The organism is Aliiroseovarius subalbicans, from assembly GCF_022678625.1.
Lineage (GTDB): Bacteria > Pseudomonadota > Alphaproteobacteria > Rhodobacterales > Rhodobacteraceae > Aliiroseovarius_A > Aliiroseovarius_A subalbicans.
In genome coordinates, this window is the sequence record NZ_JALBYQ010000001.1 from 1237845 (window position 1) to 1255510 (window position 17666).

General features: G+C 61.3%; 16 protein-coding genes, 1 tRNA gene and 1 pseudogene. 9 read left to right on the top strand and 9 right to left on the bottom strand.

Annotated features, from left to right (window positions below; translation table 11 throughout):
- Window positions 1–7: 7 nt before the first annotated feature.
- The 5 genes from MN188_RS06230 (at window position 8) to MN188_RS06250 (ending at window position 3726) form a co-directional block, all read left to right on the top strand.
- A complete protein-coding gene (locus tag MN188_RS06230) occupies window positions 8–349 on the top strand; it encodes a copper resistance CopC family protein (RefSeq protein ID WP_242106719.1) in 342 nt (113 codons plus the stop codon).
- Window positions 350–351: 2 nt separating this feature from the next.
- On the top strand, window positions 352–1218 hold the full coding sequence (locus MN188_RS06235; protein WP_242106720.1) for a copper resistance D family protein: 867 nt from the start codon (window positions 352–354) through the stop codon (window positions 1216–1218).
- A gap of 8 nt (window positions 1219–1226) precedes the next feature.
- Window positions 1227–2546 (top strand): multicopper oxidase family protein, encoded by a 1320-nt coding sequence (locus MN188_RS06240; protein WP_242106721.1) that lies wholly within the window; start codon window positions 1227–1229, stop codon window positions 2544–2546.
- Window positions 2543–2974 carry a c-type cytochrome gene (locus tag MN188_RS06245; RefSeq protein ID WP_242106722.1) on the top strand — a complete coding sequence of 144 codons (432 nt, stop codon included), beginning with the start codon at window positions 2543–2545 and terminating at the stop codon, window positions 2972–2974. Before MN188_RS06240 ends, MN188_RS06245 begins: the two co-directional genes overlap by 4 nt.
- 140 nt (window positions 2975–3114) lie before the next feature.
- Window positions 3115–3726, top strand: a complete 612-nt coding sequence (locus MN188_RS06250) for a hypothetical protein (protein WP_242106723.1) — start codon at window positions 3115–3117, stop codon at window positions 3724–3726.
- On the opposite strand, the gene MN188_RS06255 is transcribed toward MN188_RS06250, so the two are convergent.
- Together MN188_RS06255 and MN188_RS06260 are read right to left on the bottom strand one after the other, a co-directional pair.
- The gene (locus tag MN188_RS06255; protein ID WP_242106724.1) at window positions 3723–7094 is read right to left on the bottom strand and encodes an efflux RND transporter permease subunit; all 3372 of its coding nucleotides are present in this window, start codon (window positions 7092–7094) and stop codon (window positions 3723–3725) included. The genes MN188_RS06250 and MN188_RS06255 overlap by 4 nt on opposite strands.
- Window positions 7094–8584: an efflux RND transporter periplasmic adaptor subunit gene (locus MN188_RS06260; protein WP_242106725.1), complete on the bottom strand. Its 1491-nt coding sequence runs from the start codon at window positions 8582–8584 to the stop codon at window positions 7094–7096. The genes MN188_RS06255 and MN188_RS06260 overlap by 1 nt, the downstream gene beginning before the upstream one ends.
- Before the next feature lie 327 nt (window positions 8585–8911).
- On the opposite strand from MN188_RS06260, the gene MN188_RS06265 reads away from it, so the two are divergent.
- On the top strand, window positions 8912–9214 hold the full coding sequence (locus MN188_RS06265; RefSeq protein WP_242106726.1) for a hypothetical protein: 303 nt from the start codon (window positions 8912–8914) through the stop codon (window positions 9212–9214).
- A gap of 14 nt (window positions 9215–9228) precedes the next feature.
- Here the strand turns inward: MN188_RS06265 and MN188_RS17740 are convergent.
- The 3 genes and pseudogenes from MN188_RS17740 to MN188_RS06275 all read right to left on the bottom strand — a co-directional run.
- Window positions 9229–9357 (bottom strand): annotated as a pseudogene (locus MN188_RS17740) (MerR family transcriptional regulator); the annotation flags it as partial.
- Between the two features lie 215 nt (window positions 9358–9572).
- Window positions 9573–9648: transfer RNA gene (locus MN188_RS06270), tRNA-Thr, on the bottom strand.
- Between the two features lie 44 nt (window positions 9649–9692).
- On the bottom strand, window positions 9693–11351 hold the full coding sequence (locus tag MN188_RS06275) for an ABC transporter permease (protein ID WP_242106727.1): 1659 nt from the start codon (window positions 11349–11351) through the stop codon (window positions 9693–9695).
- 85 nt (window positions 11352–11436) lie between these two features.
- On the opposite strand from MN188_RS06275, the gene MN188_RS06280 reads away from it, so the two are divergent.
- A complete protein-coding gene (locus MN188_RS06280; RefSeq protein WP_242106728.1) occupies window positions 11437–12312 on the top strand; it encodes a hypothetical protein in 876 nt (291 codons plus the stop codon).
- 24 nt (window positions 12313–12336) lie between these two features.
- On the opposite strand, the gene MN188_RS06285 is transcribed toward MN188_RS06280, so the two are convergent.
- Window positions 12337–12597, bottom strand: a complete 261-nt coding sequence (locus tag MN188_RS06285) for a DUF2312 domain-containing protein (protein WP_242106729.1) — start codon at window positions 12595–12597, stop codon at window positions 12337–12339.
- A 117-nt stretch (window positions 12598–12714) separates the two neighbouring features.
- Between MN188_RS06285 and MN188_RS06290 the strand changes: the two genes are divergently transcribed.
- The gene (locus MN188_RS06290) at window positions 12715–12930 is read left to right on the top strand and encodes a hypothetical protein (protein ID WP_242106730.1); all 216 of its coding nucleotides are present in this window, start codon (window positions 12715–12717) and stop codon (window positions 12928–12930) included.
- A gap of 54 nt (window positions 12931–12984) precedes the next feature.
- On the opposite strand, the gene MN188_RS06295 is transcribed toward MN188_RS06290, so the two are convergent.
- Window positions 12985–15081, bottom strand: a complete 2097-nt coding sequence (locus MN188_RS06295) for a 3-hydroxyacyl-CoA dehydrogenase NAD-binding domain-containing protein (RefSeq protein ID WP_242106731.1) — start codon at window positions 15079–15081, stop codon at window positions 12985–12987.
- On the bottom strand, window positions 15078–16112 hold the full coding sequence (locus MN188_RS06300) for a phosphotransferase (RefSeq protein ID WP_242106732.1): 1035 nt from the start codon (window positions 16110–16112) through the stop codon (window positions 15078–15080). Before MN188_RS06300 ends, MN188_RS06295 begins: the two co-directional genes overlap by 4 nt.
- A 91-nt stretch (window positions 16113–16203) precedes the next feature.
- On the opposite strand from MN188_RS06300, the gene MN188_RS06305 reads away from it, so the two are divergent.
- Complete coding sequence (locus tag MN188_RS06305; RefSeq protein ID WP_420838965.1) at window positions 16204–17442, top strand: acyl-CoA dehydrogenase family protein; 1239 nt, start codon at window positions 16204–16206, stop codon at window positions 17440–17442.
- A gap of 77 nt (window positions 17443–17519) precedes the next feature.
- Here MN188_RS06305 and MN188_RS06310 read toward each other — a convergent pair whose 3' ends face one another.
- Window positions 17520–17660 (bottom strand): hypothetical protein, encoded by a 141-nt coding sequence (locus MN188_RS06310; protein WP_242106733.1) that lies wholly within the window; start codon window positions 17658–17660, stop codon window positions 17520–17522.
- Window positions 17661–17666: the final 6 nt, after the last annotated feature.

Here is a 17666-nt window from a genome sequence, read left to right on the forward strand (position 1 = left end):
ACCCAAAATGAAAAAACTTGCCACATTTGCTTTGATGACCTTTCTTGCCACCAGTGCATTTGCCCATTCGCGAGTGGACACCACTATGCCTGAAAACGGCGCGGTGATTACCGAGGCTCCCACCGAAATCAGTTTCAACTTCGCTGCTGATATCCGTCTTACGCGGGTGGATATGCTTCATCAGGACGACCCGTCAGTTCAGCTTGATTTGGGAGATCAGACGAGCTTTGGCCGTGTTTTCACGCTGCCCCTTGAGGGCATGGGGGTCGGCACCTATCGCATCGAATGGCGGGGCTTGGGGTCGGACGGTCACGCCATGCAGGGCGAGTTTTCGTTCACGGTGGAATGATCATGCCGGACATCTGGGGAATAGCCGCGATCTTCGCCAAGCTGATGCTCTATATCGGCATTGCGGGTTCAACCGGGCTTGTGATCATTCGACTCTCGTTTCCCTATCTGGTGTCGCCATTAAGCGACCGGATTAGGATTCAGGCCGTGGTGTTGGCCGGATTTGCGATCGCCGCAGCGGTTTTCGGCTTCATGCTGCGTGGTGCCGCCCTGACGGGTGGAGCCGATGGCATGACGGATCCCGAAATGCTCGGGCTGTTGTGGCAAACACCGGTTGGCGACGTTCTGGTTTATCGTGTTGCTGGTGCAGCACTCCTAATCGCGGGAATGTTCATTCCCCGTTTTGGGACGTGGGTTTCACTTGCTGGCGGGACCATTGCCTTATGGTCCTTCGCAAAGATCGGGCACGTACCTGACTTGCAGCAAGCTGGTGTTCGCCTGCTCCTTCTATTGCACCTTCTGGGCATCGCTTTTTGGATTGGCATCCTTGGCCCCTTACGGAACCTGTCACGGCAGTCAGAACACTTGGACAAAGCGGCCCTGCTGGGGCATCGCTTTGGGCGAGCGGCGGCAGTGATTGTCCCCGTGCTGATCTTGGCAGGCCTATTGATGGCTTGGCAGTTGCTGGGCGATCTGGGGGCACTGGTGTCAACGGGTTACGGGCAAGCCCTTCTGATCAAGCTGGTGCTTGTCGGCGTGGTTCTGACGCTGGCAGCCGCAAACAAATTCCGCTTCGTTCCCGCCATGCAGGCCGGGGACAGCAAAGCCGCGCAGCATCTGGCGCGCTCCATCGAAATTGAAACAGCGGTCATACTGCTGGTGCTTGCAGCAACCGCAACACTCACCAGCGTTCTGACCCTTCCGAACTGAGGCCTTCCATGAACAGACGAGAATTCCTGATCACGACGAGCGTTGCGGCATTGGCTCCGCGTGTCACATTTGCTTCAACCCCGACGGAACTGGTTGCGCAGCCGGTCAGCGCACAAATCCTGCCCGACGGGGAACCGGCAACACCTATGCTTGGGTTCAACGGCAGCACCCCCGGACCAGTGCTGCGGACCCGTCAAGGCGACGTCTTTGATATCCGGTTCCGGAACCAGATCGACGAGGGATCGGCGGTGCATTGGCACGGCCTGCGTATCGACAATGCAATGGATGGCGTTCCGGGCCTGACGCAAGATGTCGTCAAAGCGGATGCCGAGTTCGCCTATCGTTTCCCTGCACCCGATGCTGGCACCTACTGGTATCACTCGCATAATCGGTCTTGGGAACAGGTTGCCAAGGGCCTTTACGGTCCGCTGATTGTTGAGGAAGCGACACCTCCCGATGTGGACCACGATCTAATCGTCATGGTCGATGACTGGCGCATGACCGAAAACGCCACACTCGCCGATGGTTTCGAGAATATGCACGACCAGGCGCATCAAGGGCGGCTTGGCAACTATGCCCGTGCGCTTGTCGAACCGAACACGCCGGTCCGTCGCGGTGATCGTGTGCGCTTGCGGCTGATCAACGTCGCCACAGATCGAATTTTCCCGGTTGAGATTGAAGGCATTGAGGGCAACGTGGTTGCCTTGGACGGCATGCCGCTTTCTGCTCTACAGGAGCCATCCGGCCTCATTTTGGCCCCGGCCCAGCGTGCCGACATCATCGCGGATGTCACTTCTTCAGACCAGATTTCCTTCATATTCCCCACGCAGGATGGCCCTTACCGTTTGGGCGAAATCGCGGTGGTTGGCGAGAACACGGAACGGGAACCGTCAGAGATTTCAGCGTTGCCAGCAAACGAGACGGCACCGCCCGACATGGACAATGCGGTTTCCCTGACCCTTACCATGGAAGGCGGTGCCATGAGCCGCCGTATGATGCAAGGGATGATGGGCGGCGACATCTGGGCGCTCAACGGCCAGTCAGGTCTGACGGATACCCCGTTTCATCTGTTCGAACGTGGGCAGACAGCGCGTATTCGTCTGGTGAATGGCACCCGTTTCCCGCATGGCATCCATCTGCACGGGCATCATTTCTTTGAGGTCGGAGCCGAAAACAATCTGGGCGCGTTCCGCGACACCACACTTGTGGATTCAGGCGAGACCCGCGACATCGTCTGCGTGTTCGACAACCCCGGAAAATGGCTGTTGCATTGTCACATGCTGGGGCATCAGGCGGCGGGTATGAAAACATGGGTAAAGGTCACATGAAACACATTCTGATCATCGCTGCCTGGAGTGTCGCGACTGGCGCTATCGCCGGTCACGAATTGGATGACCGGGACCTGACCAATGGGCAGGCCCTCTACGTCGAACAATGCGCGTCCTGCCATGGCGCAAATCTCGAAGGGCAGCCCGACTGGCGCACGCCTGATGAAGACGGCGTTCTGCCTGCACCACCCCATGATAAGACCGGGCACACATGGCACCACGATAATCAGCTTCTGTTCGAATACACCCGGCTCGGCGGCGAAGAAGCGTTGGCAGCACGTGGCGTTACGGGCTTTGCCAGCGGTATGCCGGGGTTTGGAGACACGCTCGCCGAGGAAGATATCTGGGACATTCTGGCCTATATCAGATCAACATGGCCAGACCGTGTTCAGGAAATCCAAGTCGGTCGCAACCCACCGCACGACTAAGGTAGGCGGTCTTCGCTACCTGGCGTGAGCGCGTAGCGCCCGCGTCCGGTTTTGATGAGCAACTCCTGATCGAGGTACAAGACCACACAGACAGATCGTGCGAGACCACGTCGGACATAGTCGTTTCGCAACTGGCAGACGTGCGTGAAAAGATCCAACGGTTGAAGTTGCTGGAAAAGGAACTGACCCGCATATCCAAGGGATGTGATGGGCAGGGGTATCGGAAGATTGCTACGTCCTGGTCTCACTGCCTGATCATGAGCTTTGCGAAAGAGAACACTGAACTTCCGATAGCAGACTTTGCCGTTCCAAAGTGGAATGGCCGGAGAGTCCCGCTTAACGGCCATTGGGGCAAGCTGCCGCGAACGGCGGCGCTGAGCCCAAATCCGACAAATGCCGCGCGAACCACAAACAGACGCAAACCACGGATGGCTGCCGTTGAGACCGGAAAGAACGGCCCATTCCCGCCGTTCGATAGGGAGTTGCTACGCTGCAGTGCGGCCCGTCGAAGGAGACATTCGCTTTATCCACGATTTCAGCTGCACGGCGGTCTCACACTATTCGGGAAGAATGATCATTCGCTGCGCTTGCGCCAGTGGCCCGATTCAGGGGCGCTGGAGTTGAGTAACAATTCAAGTTTTCTGGTGGCGTTTCCCCCCATCAAGCACCCGCCGATGGGCGTCACGCATCAAAAGGAACTCTGCCCGGCTGTCCCAAAACTTCGCGTGAGCGGCGTAGAGCGACCAATCTAAGAACGGCGGCGGCTGGTCAGCGTCATCATGACGCCATACACCACCGCAATCACGAGGCTTGCGAAAATCGCCATGAGGAGCGTCGCAAAAAGCGGGTGTTGGGGATTGGTTGCCAACAATCGGAGTGTCGTTTCTTCTCCGGATACAAGCCAAGGGCCCAGAAGGGCGAGGTTCGTGGCAAGAATAGCCGCCACCGCGATTGCTGTGGCCAAGCGTGATTTCGCGGCGACGCTGTGCCCGATGAGCATTCGACGCAGGCTGCGCAAAGCACGCGCGACATCGGCCTGGATGACCAGAAGCGTCGGCACCAGCAAAAGCACAATGAAAAAGCCAACGGAAAGACCATAGACCAGCGTGACAACCGTGGGCTTGAGGAACAGGGACTGGCGGCTTTCCTCATACATCAACGGCATAAGGCCCAGCACCGTCGTGAGGGTGGTGAGCAGAATGGGACGCAAGCGGTCCTTTGCGCCAGCAACGGCTGCTGCAGTCACCGGCAATTTGCGGCTGTACTCCTGCACAGTCGTCACAAGCACGATGGCGTCATTGATAATAATCCCTGACATGCCAATAAGCCCGATGATCGTGAACAGCGACATGGCAAGGCTGAACTGCGCGTGCCCCCAGACCGTGCCGATCAGACCGAAGGGAACGACTGCGAGGACGATCAGCGGAAGGGCCCAGTTTCCGAACACCCAGCCAAGCACAAGGTAGATTCCCAGAATACACAGAAGAAAACCCACCATGGCCTCATCCAGGAACGCACTTTGTTGCAAAGACAGGCCACCCAGGTCCCAGTCGAGGTTGTGACGTGTGGCAATGTCCGGAAGGATTTCATCGTTCAACAGCCCGCCGATTTCGCTTGCACGAGCGGGGTTGTCTTCTGACAGGCTGCCCGTAATCGTGACCAGCCGGCGGCCATTCTCGCGCGCGACGGTTGAAAAGGCGATGGCGCTCTCGACGGTGATGATTTCGCCCAGCGGCACATAGACACCGGTCGGGCTGCGCATCAGGGTAGTCTCAAGGAAGTCGGCAGAAAGCTCCGCATCGGGAAGGCCGACCGTAATAGCGGTGGACCGGATTCCCGCCGGGAATTCCACAGCGGTAATGCCATTCAGACGGCCAAAAAGTTCCGCACCGATCGCGTCGGTGGTAAAGCCAAGCGCCTCTCCGGTCGGTGTGAGGTCAAGCACCATGTCGACCTTGCCGTAAGGCAGGCTGTCCTGCAGCCCCGTGACTTCGGGGAACTGGCTCAGCTCGGTGACAAGGTCATCTGCCGCGGCCTTCAGGGCAAAGCTGTCATCGCCGTAGAAATTCACGGCAAGGGAATCCCCCCCCGGTCCGGCCCCCTGGCTGCGGAAGCTGAGTACAGAGAGACCGGCGGGGCGTTTCACCTCCCCCTGAAGCTCGCGCACGAATTCCTGTGCTGAGAAATTCCGCTGATCGGCTCCGACAAGGCCGATATCGATCGACCCAAGCGTATCCGGGTCCATCGTCTCCTGACCAGGAATGCCCTTGGCTGACGTTCCGCCCACCTGGGCAAGGGCATGAACGACCGGATAAATTCCGCTGTCTGCCTCGTAGCGTTGTCCGACCGCTGTAACGGCACGGTCCAGCTCCTGAGTAAGAGCAAATGCGTCCGCGCGGGTGGCGCCAGGCAGGAAGGCGAAGTTCCCGGTCACCGATCCGCGCTCGGGGGCGGTAAAGAAGGACCACGCGACCTCGCCGCGTATCAGGGTTGCCACACTGGTCGACAGCACCAGGATCATCAGCGCAACGACAAGGTAGCGCAGCCGGATAACCCATTGCATCAACGGCATGAACGCGCGTTCTGTCATCCATGCGAAGCCCCGGTTGAACCAGGTCGACGGCAGGTCGTACCAGCGCTCCCTGGCTCCGGAGATCAGCGCATGGCGCATGTGATGTGGCAGGATCAAAAAGCTTTCGATCAACGAGGCAAGCAGCACCGCTGTGACCACCGCCGGAATATCGCCAATAAGCCGCCCGAACTCGCCTCCGATGAAAAGAAGGGCAATGAAGGCCAGGATCGTCGTCGCGGTAGAGCTGAACACCGGACCCAGCATCCGGCGCACGGCATTGACCGGGGCCAGGTCCGGACTTTCGCCCATGCGACGGGCCCTGTAATCGGTGTGTTCGGCCACGACAATGGCATCATCCACCACGATCCCCAGCGTGATGATAAGGGCGAAAAGGGACATCATGTTGATGGTCAGCCCCGCAGCATACATCACCCCGACGGCAGCGATCATCGAAACGGGGATGCCCACAGCGACCCAGAAGGCGGTACGCGCCGACAGAAACAGGAACAGCGTGACAAGCACCAGCGCAAGCCCGGTCAGACCATTCTCCAAAAGGATATCAAGCCGGTCGGTAATGTCCTGCGCACGAGAGTTGATAAGTCGAATGTCGACACCCGCCGGCAGCTCAAGGCGCAGCTCTTCGGCAAGCTGGCGCACGGTCGCTTCGATGCCGATGGCGTCCCCTTCGGCGGTTCTGTCGACCCGAACAAGAACCGCTGGCTGCCCGTCGATATAATAGGCGCGACTTGCATCCGACCCTGTCACGCTGACCTGTGCGACATTGCGAAGATAGAGCTTGGAGCCGTCCGGGTTTACCCGCACGACCAGATTGCGGATCTCGTCGGCGTCGCGGGTTTCAGTGCCAGCACGCAGCCTTGCGCCCCCATCGGCCACATCACCGGCCGGGCGGGTTTCGACGTCACCTGCAATTGCAGTTGCGATCTCTCGAAGGGAAATGTCGTGACGGACACGCGCCACTTCAGGCACGGCAACTTCAATCTGTGGCGCGGCGACGCCGGTGATGGAACTGCGGGTGATCCCCGCGCGGTATAGGCGCGAAACGAAGTCATCGCCGATCTGGGACAGCTGATCGGGGTCGATTGGACCCGAGATAACCACCTCGGTCACCTTGTCGCGCCACGTCCCGCGCCGCACGACGGGTTCTTCCGCTGTGTCGGGCAGTGTCTTGACCGTCTCAACTGCCGCTTTCACATCCTCGGTTGCGCGCGCCATATCCCAACCGGGTTCAAGAACCAGGGTCACGGACGCCGAGCCATCCTTGGACGAGGCGCTTGAGCTCATGACCCCCTCGACGCCCTGCAAAGCGGGTTCCAGCAAGGCGACCACGGCATTATCAAGCTCTTCCGGCCCGGCCCCGTCCCAGGTGACGTTTACAGACACGGTGTCGACCACGACATCAGGAAAGAACTGCGAGCGAATTTTAGAGCTTGCAACCAGACCAAGGGCCAACATCACCACCATGACAAAGGTCGCGGCAGTGCGGTGACCGGTGAAATATCCCAGCAGACCCTGCGCGCGGTTCTCCATCACTCGCTCTCCGCCATCTTGGCTTCGAATTTCTCAACCGTGGCGATGGGGACGTCTGCGCGGCCAAGCTCTTTCAGGAACTTGTCACGCATCTCCGGCTTCATCTGCTCGCTGGCCTCGATAAACGCGATAATTCTCGCGCGCCGGGCATCGTCCAGAGCGATGGTGTCGGGCACCGCATCGGTGGGTGCCGGGGCCGCCTGTTCGTCGCCCTCGGACCATTCCGCAACGGGTGTGACCATGATCCCAGATCCAAGCTGGAGCGCCCGAACCTTGACATACTGACTCCCGGCGGGAAAATCGCCCACGATCAGCATATCGCCCTGATGACGCAGCAGTGTGACCTGCACTTCCTCAAGCCGGTTCCCATCTGCGATCAACAGGATGCGCCCGTCGGCAGTGGCTGCGGTGGCGGGAATGCTGGCGACGCCTTCAAGCGGTTTTTCGGGGATGCGGACCGTCACGAAATCCCCAGTTTGAATCAGGTTGAGATCCGGTTCGATCAACTTGGCATACACAAGGCGCCCCACCTGCCCTTCTTCCAGACCAGAACCGGCGCGGTCCAGGGTGGCCGGGAATTCGGTAACCGCGCGGCCACGTTGGACCAACACGCTCATGTCAGTTTTGCGCAGTGCGCCTTGGGCATTCAGCAATCGCGAATACTGATTGTTGGTGACCCGAAAGACGACTTCGATGTCGCCCGTATCGATCAACTCACCAAGCTGTTCGTTTGCCGATACAAGGCGGCCCTGCGCGGCACTCGCATCGCTGATGACCCCGGCAAAGGGGGCGGTGACAGTCGTTTCCGCAAGTGACCTTTGGGCGTCGTCCAACATGATTTCCCGCCGGGTCACGGTGATCGCCGCCTGGCCCACGCGGGCCTCGTCCCCGGCAACGATTTGGCGTCGACTGACCAGCGTTTGTTCGGCGGCGGCCCGCGCCAGCACCGCTGTTTCAACATCCGCTTCGGTCGCCACGCCGCGTGCGCGCAAATCTTCCTGCCGGGCAACGGCCTGAAGGCGTAAGTCAAGTTGCACCTGGGCAGTCCCAACCTCAAGCCTGCCAAGCTCCAAAGCCGCCTTGGCTTGCGCAAGCTCAGCCTGTGCTTCGGCCACATCCGCCTTGGCCAACGCCAGCCCTGTTTCCAGCCGCGACGGGTTGATCCGAAACAGCACATCCCCCGCAGCAACGACGCCGCCATCCCGGAAATTTTCGGACAATTCCACCAGCGTGCCAGCCACCGCCGACCGCAAATCAAGCGTGCGCCCGCTGGTCAGGTGGCCATAGCCGGTAACGACGGGGGTGACGACTTCGGCCTCAAGCACACCGACGGTGACCGAATAGATTCGCTCGCGCGGTGTGCGCACATTCGTCGCGGCACTGGATCCGTCCTCCCAGGCGCGATACAGCATCCCCCCGGCAGAAAAAAGAACGGCAAGAGCCGCACCACCGACGGCCAGACCAAAGCTGGTACGGGTCAGCATCCTCATCGCGCGTTCCTCCAAGAGATCGTTGATCGTCCTTAGTAGAGGTAGATACCGCGGCCTTAAAGGCGTCAAGGTGTCGCTTGCATCAAGGCGGTGGTCACCATTTATGGGCTATCGCCCGGGCGGCCACTATGGGCATCTTTGCAAAGGCGGGCATCATTCAATGAACAATCAGTCCGGCATATTACCGGGAACTCCCAACCACGGGGCTATATCGAATTACGGGCTTTGCCGGACGCTGATATTGCGATTCTGTTGAAGCGACTAGAGCCGGATTAAGGATTGGCCGTTGGGCTTGGGGCCGGGTTGGTTTTGGCACTCGGAGGGATCGTGGACCTGCATGGATTTCGTGCGGTCAGCGGTGTCGGCGTCGAAGTGCCCGCGACACAGAGCGATCTCTGGTTATGGTTGCGCGGCAATGATCGTGGTGAAATTGCGACGCGTGCGCGTGGTCTTTTACGGCTTTTGGCACCGGGCTTTGAAATCGTGCGCAATGTTGACGGATTCAAACTTGGTGTGGATTTGGATACCCGGCATGAAGTGCAAAACAGTTCGTTCCAAGCAAGTGGCGATTTTGTGTCCTTGTATTTTTGGCGCAGATACTCACGCAGCGCCGCTCCCGAAATCTGGTAGGGCTTTGGGGAGGCCATCAGTGGCAGTCCGTTTTTAACCCAATTGCGGATTGTGGCTGGTGTAACACCTAGAACGGCGGCAGCTTCACCAATCTCATGGGTCAGCGCCGCCTTTACTGACATCGGAATGACGCGCTTACCCATCGGCTACATCCTCAAAAAAAACGCGGATATCCAGCATGGGAATCGACAACTCCAAGGCCAAGGGCGAGCCGTTCGACCTTTCCCCCTAGAAGGACGGACCGAGCAGCGATGACTGATCCCCGCTGCAACAACGCAGTGAGGTGGGGCGCTTAATGGGGCCAGAAACAACTATTATCGATCAAGTCGCTGTTATCAAAGTGTAAAATTTGGTAAAATGGTGCCCCCACACGGACTCGAACCGCGGACCTACTGATTACAAATCAGTTGCTCTACCAGCTGAGCTATAGGGGCACTGGGGCGTCACCTAGCAAAGGTATCGGGCTTTGACAAGCGCCTCAGCGACTGGTTCTGGCCATCACGATCACGGCGGCCAGACCGACGACGCAGACCAGCAGCGCGGCGGGGGAGGCGTCGCCGATCCGCTCCAGCGACGCGTGTTCATAGACCCGCGTGGAAAGCGTGTTGTAGTTGAAGGGGCGTAGCAGAAGCGTGGCCGGTAATTCCTTCACGCTGTCGACAAAGACCAGCAGCAGCGCGGTGCCGACAGAGCCGCGGATCAGCGGCACGTAGACTTCGCGCAAGGCGCCGCCAGCGGTGCGGCCCAGGCTGCGCGCGGCCATCGGCAGACTGGGCGACACCCGGTCCATCGCGGCGTCTGCGGCCCCCTGTGCGATTGCGAAAAATCGCACGCAATAGGCAAAGACCAGCGCGAAGGCGGTGCCGGTCAGAAACAGCCCTGGGTCCCAGCCGGTCAACGCCAGGATGCCATCGGCCAGGGTGTTGTCCAGCACGGCCATCGGGACCAAGATGCCGACGCCCAAAACCGCGCCTGGCGCGGCATAGCCAAGGGTCGAGATCGGCAGGATCAGACGCGGCAAGCGACTGCCGCTCATGCGCACGCCATAGACCAGGAAAAGCGCCGCCAGGACCGTGACGATCGCGGCCAGCCCTCCGACAGTAAGCGTATTGCCCAGTGCGCTCAGCAGCCCGGGTTCCCACCAACGGTCGGGTCGCGACAGCGCGTGGTGCAGCATGACACCGACGGGCAGCACAAACCCGACAAGGAACGGTAGTGTGCACATGAAGGTCGCGCCCCAAGCCTGCATCCCGGTCAGGAGGATCGGGTCGACTGGGCGTTGTTGCCGCGACAAACGATAGAACCTCGACCGGCGGCGCGAGACCTTCTCAAGCGCGACAAGGGCCAGCACCAGCCCCAGCACGACCAGCGCGATCTGCGCCGCGCCGCCTGCGTTGCTCATCTCCAACCAGGTGGAGAAGATGCCGGTGGTCAGGGTCTGCACCGCGAAAAAGTCCACCACACCGAAATCGCTGACCGTTTCCATCATCACGATGGCGGCCCCGGCGGCGATGGCGGGGCGGGCCAGCGGCAGGCCTACGCGCCAGAACCGGGCAAAGGGCCCTGCCCCAAGCGCGCGCGCGACTTCATAGGTGCAGCCGGATTGTTCGCGGAACGCTGCGCGCGCAAGAAGAAACACGTAAGGGTTCAGCGCCGCGGCAAGCACCACGATCGCGGCCCAACGCGAGCGGATTTCAGGAAACCAGTAGTCCTGCGCGTTGGTCCAGCCGAAGGCGTCACGCAGGGCGGTCTGCACAGGTCCCGCGTATTCCAGAAAATCGACCAACGCATAGGCGCCGACATAGGCCGGGATCGCCAGGGGGAACAGCAAAAGCCACTCCAGCCAGCGTGCCCCGGGAAACCGGTACATGGTGACAAGCCAGGCGGACCCCGTACCGACCGCCGCCGCCAGCCCACCGACTCCAAGGCACAGGATCAACGTGTTGAGCAAGTAACGTGGCAGGGTGGTCGCCATCAGGTGCGGCCATATGTTCTCGACCGGGTTCAGTGCCATCCACAAGATTGCGACCAGCGGGAGGATGACCGCCGCGCCGATCAACACTGCCCCCAATGCCCACGGATTGGGTCGGGTAAAACGTGATCGGGACGCCATTACTTGAGTGTTTTGCTCGGTCATCCCTTGCCTTATCGCGAAACCGGATTGCCTGTCCAGCAAAGCGCCATATATTGGGGGCACCGCACGCAAAGGACGAACCACCCACATGCATGTATCCTTCCACATCGGCGCGCATTGCACCGATGACGACCAGTTGGTGAAATCGCTGCTGAAAAACAAGGGGCGGCTGGCCGCTGAGGGGATCATCGTGCCTGGCCCAAGCCGATACCGCGGGTTGTTGGCGGATGTGCTGCCGAAGCTGAAGGGTGCACGCGCCAGTCAAGACACTCAGGATGTGGTGCTGGATTCGGTGATGGACGTGGACCAGGCGGATCGTCTGGTTCTGTCGCATGACAACTTTCTGGGCGCGCCCCGTCGTGCGCTGGAGGATCAGCAGCTCTATCATCTGGCGCGGCGCAACTCGTCCTGGCTACGCAACCTTTTTCCCGACAACCCGGTCGAGTTTTTCCTGTCCGTCCGCAACCCGGCCACTTTCGTGCCGGCGCTGTTTGAACAGGTGCCGGATCTGACGTTTCCCGAATTCGTCGCTGGTGTCGACCTGCGCGCGCTCTATTGGTCCGACATGGTGCATGCGATCCGCGAGGAGAACCCCGACTGTCCGGTCACGGTCTGGTGTAACGAGGATACGCCGCTGATCTGGCCCGAAGTCCTGCACGAAGTCGCCGGGTTGGACCCGTTGGTTCGGCTGAAGGGCGGGCTGGATATCATGGCGCAGATCACCGCCAAGGAAGGGATGCGGCGCCTGCGCGCCTACATGAAGGAACATCCACCTCAGAACGAAATCCAGCGGCGGCGCATCCTTTCGGCGTTCCTGGACAAATTCGCCCTGGATGACGAGATCGAGGAAGAACTGGACCTGCCCGGTTGGACTCCCAAATTGATAGACACGCTGACCGCCGCCTATGACGACGACATGCTGGAACTGGCGCGCCTTCCAGGCGTGACGCTGCTGACCGCGTGATCCAACCGCCCGAAGGCGATGGGCTCAGGTCATGCCCAGCGCTTCCTTGTACATTTCCAGAACTGCCTCTTCTTCGGCAATGTCGTCACGGTCGCGTTTGCGCAGCGCGATGACCTTGCGCATCACCTTGGTGTCATAGCCGCGCGATTTCGCTTCGGCCATCACCTCTTTCTGCTGCTCGGCGATATCTTTTTTCTCGGCCTCAAGCCGTTCAAAACGCTCGATGAATTGGCGCAGCTCGTCTGCGGTCACGCGATAGCTCGAGGGCTTGTGATCGTCGTCCATGATGTCCTCCGGATGGGCAATGCCCTTCCCTACCCAAGTGCGTGCCGCCCTTCAAGGGGTTGCGTCGGCGCGATCGCCGCGCTAGGCGCTTGGCCGCAATCATTCGCGGAGATCCTCATGGACTGGCTCATCATCATCGGCGCGATCATGTCGCTCATCGGCCTTGTCGGCCTCGTCCTGAGTGCGCTGAAAGTCCTGTCGGCAAAACGCGCCGGCCTGGAAGACGAGGCGCTGAAAGCCCGCATGCAAAAGGCGCTTGTGCTGAACATGGGTGCGCTGGCCCTGTCCACGCTGGGGCTGATGGTCGTGGTGGTTGGTATATTTCTGGGCTGACGCCCGTGGCCGGGCGCCAATCAGAATAAAGCGTGGCGCAGCCACACCGCTGGATTACCCTTCGTTCAGATCCTCGAAATGCTGCCCGTTCTTCACCAGCTCATCAAACAGCGGTGATGGCGCCCAGAAGGCAGGTTCTTCAATCTGGTAGGACCGCAGCTCGTTCTCGACCTCCAACAGCCCACGTAGATCGGCCGCCATCATCGGTCCGCCGCGCCAGCGCGGAAACCCATAGCCATAGAACATCACCACGTCGATGTCAGATGGGCGCAGCGCCACCGCTTCCTCCAGCAGCCGCGCGCCTTCGTTCGCCATCGCGTTCAGGCAACGATGCTGGATTTCCCGCGCGCTGAACCGGCGCGGGCTGATGCCCTTTGCGGCGCGCTCTTCCTCGATGATCGCCAGCACCTCGGGGTCTTCCACACCGGTGCGCGACCCGTCCTCGTAAATGTAATACCCGCGCCCGGCCTTCTGCCCGAACCAACCGCGTTCGCACAACTTGTCGCCGATCGCGACATAGCGCGCGGCAGGGTCGCGACTGTCCGCCAGGCGCTTGCGCCGCGCCCAGGAGATATCAAGCCCGGCCATGTCCAGCACCTGATAGGGCCCGATCGGAAAGCCGAAATCTCGCATCGCCGCGTCGATCTTGGCCGGGGTTGCGCCATCCTCCAGCATGAAATCCGCCGCCTGGCGGTACGCCGCCAGGATGCGATTGCCGATGAAGCCATCCGCCACCCCTGCCCGCACCGGCACCTTGCGCAGGCGCTTGGCCAGGGCAAACCCGGTTGCCACCACGTCCGGATCGGTCCGATCTGCCACGACAATTTCCAACAATTTCATAATGTTGGCAGGTGAAAAGAAGTGATACCCAACCACGTCCTGCGGGCGCGATATCGTTGCCGCCAGTGCGTTGATGTCCAGATACGAGGTATTCGTCGCCAGGATCGCGCCCGGCTTCATCACCGCGTCAAGCTGGGCAAAGACCCCCTCTTTCACGCTGATCTCTTCGAACACGGCTTCAATCACCAGGTCCACTTGGGCCAGTTCGTCCATATCGGTCGTGCCAGTCAGCGCCTCCATGCGCGCGGCACGTGTGTCTACATCGATCCGACCCTTGTCCAGCGACCGCTGATAGATCGCGTCGATCTTTTCGACCCCGCGCAACAGCCCCTCTTCGTCGCGTTCAACCAGGGTGACGGGAAAGCCCGCGTCCAGGCAGGCCACGGCGATACCGGTGCCCATCGTGCCCGCGCCAACCACGCCGATCGTATTCACCTCGCGCAAATTGGCACCCTCAAGCTCTGGCACCTTGGCGGCGCGACGTTCGGCGAAAAAGGCGTGGCGCAGAGCCTGCGCGCCTTCTGAGCCTTCGCAATCGTCAAAAGCCGCGCGTTCCTTCGCGATCCCGGCCTCGAACGGCAACAGCATGGCGGCCTCGACGCAATCCACGATGCGCGCAGGCGCCTCAAGCGGTGACTTTGCCACCGCGAGCCTGCGCGCGGCAATGGCGGCCATGTAGCTTTCCGCATCGGAAAATCCGTCGCGCCGATCACAGGTGCGGCGGGGCCCGGCACCCTTTTCGGCCAGGTCCTGCGCGAAGGCAAATCCGGCCTTTGCGACGTCACCGTCCACAAGCGCATCGACAAGGCCCAGGTCGCTGGCTTGCAGCGCGCCGATCGGTTTGCCGACCAGCATCAGGTCCAGCGCGGCCGCCGCCCCGGTCAGGCGTGGCACACGTTGCGTGCCGCCAGCGCCCGGCAACACGCCCAGCAACACCTCGGGCAGGCCGAATTTCGCGTCCCGGCTGGCCATGCGGTAATGCGCACCCAGCGCGATCTCGAACCCGCCACCCAGCGCGTTGCCATGCACCGCGGCGACCACCGGTTTCGAACAGGCCTCGATCCGGCCCACGACCTGGGACAGGATCGGTTCCGCGCGCGGCTTGCCAAATTCGCGCACATCTGCCCCGGCGGGAAAGGTGCGTCCCGCCGCGCGGATCAGAACCGCGTTGACCGATGACATGCCATCCGCCTTCTCTATCCCGTCAAACAACCCCTGGCGCACAGCGGCCCCCAAGGCGTTCACCGGCGGGTTCTGGATGGTCAGGATCGCAACATTGCCCTCGACCTCGAATTTCACCTGATTGTTCATGTCCCCTCCTCGATCACCTCAAGTGCCAGCGCGGCCAGCACCGGAATCGCACTTGCATATGCGCGGGCACTGTCCGGGTTCGACGCATTTCCGTCATGGGCCCGGCGCACCACGCCCTCCAATATCGCGGCAAGGCGGAAGAAGGCAAACGCAAGATGGAAGGCCCAGTCATCAACCGCGCCGATCCCGCGCCGCGCCGCATAGGTTGCGACATATTCGGCCTCGCCCGGAAGACCCAGTGCGGCCCGGTCCAACCCGCCCAGCCCACGCATCCCCGCATCATGTGGCAGGCGCCATTGCATGCACTGATACGCCAGATCGGCCAGCGGATGCCCCAGCGTCGACAGCTCCCAATCCAGCAGGCCGATGACGCGCGGGGCTTGGGGCGCGAACATCATATTGTCCATGCGGTAATCCCCGTGCACCAGCGCCACCTGCCCGTCATCGGGCGGCAACGCCTCTTCAAGCCAGGTGATCAGCGCGTCCATCTGCGGGCGCGGCGTCAGCGCCGAGGCGCGGTATTGCCCGCTCCAACGCTCCAACTGCCTGGCGAAATAATTGCCAGGCCTGCCGTAATCCGAGAGCCCGACCGCTGTCACATCCACCGAATGCAGCGCCGCCAAGGTCGCGTTCATCGCGTCATAGATCGCCCCACGTGCATCGCGGCCCACCTCGGGCAGCGCCGGATCCCAAAAGATCCGCCCGTCCAGATGCTCCATCACGAAAAATGCGCGCCCGATCGGCGAGGCGTCGTCTTCGGCCAGATGAAACACCCGCGGCACTGCCACCTCGGTCCCTTCTAGGGCCGCCATCACCCGAAACTCCCGCTCGACCGCATGGGCGGATTTCAGCAGCTTTCCAGGCGGCTTGGCCCGCAAGACATAGCACCCCGAGGCGGCCTCGACCCGGTAAGTTGGGTTCGATTGACCCGCCGCGAATTTCTCGCAGGTCCGAAGCCCATGAAACCCCTCAACGTGGTCCTCAAGATAGGCGCCCAGCGCGCGAGGCTCGATCTCTAGTCCTTCAATCATGCGCAAAGGGTAAATACCCCTGCGTCAAACGCAACGCCCGATTGACAAGACCCCACGTCACTGGTTCGCTCGGCCCCAGGAGGATCCCGACATGACCGACATGAACCTGGGTATGAGCGCCCGCGTGGCGCCGCTGCACGCCGCCGTTGCCCGCATGGTGCGCGATGAGATTGCACCGCTGGACGCAGAATATCTGGCGCAAGTGCCCGTCGGCGATCGCTGGCAATTCACCGCGCGCCAGACCGAAATCCTGGAAGGGTTGAAAACCCGCGCCAAGGCCGCCGGGCTGTGGAATTTCTGGCTGACTGACAGCGACAAAGGGCACGGGCTGACCACGGTCGAATACGCCTATCTGGCCGAGGAGATGGGAAAAAGCCACCTGGCCGCCGAGGTATTCAACTGTAACGCGCCCGATACCGGCAACATGGAGGTGTTTGAGCGCTACGGCACGCAGGCGATGAAGGACCAATGGCTGGCGCCGCTGCTCGCGGGCGACATCCGCTCGGCTTACCTGATGACGGAACCTGACGTGGCCTCGTCCGATGCCACCAACATCTCGATGTCCTGCGTGCGCGACGGCGACAGCTATGTTCTGAACGGTGAAAAATGGTGGGCCACGGGGGCGGGCGACCCGCGCTGCGCGGTCTATATCGTCATGGTGCGCACCGGCGGGGAGGCCACCGCAAAGCACCAGCGCCATTCGATGATCGTGGTCGATGCGGCCAGCCCCGGCATCGAGAAACTGCGCGCGATGGAGGTCTATGGCCAGGATGACGCGCCGCACGGGCATATGCATATCCGGTTCTCGGACGTGCGCGTGCCGGCCGAAAACATCCTTCTGGGCGAAGGGCGCGGCTTCGAAATCGCGCAGGGGCGGCTTGGGCCGGGACGCATCCATCACTGCATGCGCGCGATCGGCCAGGCGGAAAAGGCGCTGGAGGAGATGTGCCGCCGCGCGCTGTCGCGGGAGGCATTCGGCAAACCCCTGGCGCATCTGGGTGGGAACTACGACATCATTGCCGATGCGCGGATGGAGATCGAAATGGCCCGGCTTCTGTGCCTCAAAGCCGCCTGGATGATGGATCAGGGCGATGCGCGCGCTGCCGCGCCCTGGATCCACCAGATCAAGGTCGTGGCGCCGAACATGGCGCTGAAAGTGACTGATGCGGCGGTGCAGATGTTTGGTGCTCAAGGTATTTCGCAAGACACCGAACTGGCCCGCCAATGGGCGAACCTGCGCACACTACGCCTGGCGGACGGGCCGGACGCGGTCCACCGCCGTCAGGTCGCGCGCGGCGAATTGCGGCGCTTTACGCAAGAAAAAGTCTAAGCCTGAGGGCATGCCAACAAGCCGGTGGGCGCGTGCGGTGCTGCACCACCCCCCAAACGCCCCGAGGGTGCAAAGGGTTATCCGTATCGTGTGAACGTCTCCATCTCGATCGCCTTTCGGGTCTCAAGTGATGAGATTTCTGCCTGAATGCCCCGCCGCTCCTCGGGGTCGGTCGCCTTGGACAGACGGTTGCGGGCCTCGTCGATGCGACTTTTCATTGCCCG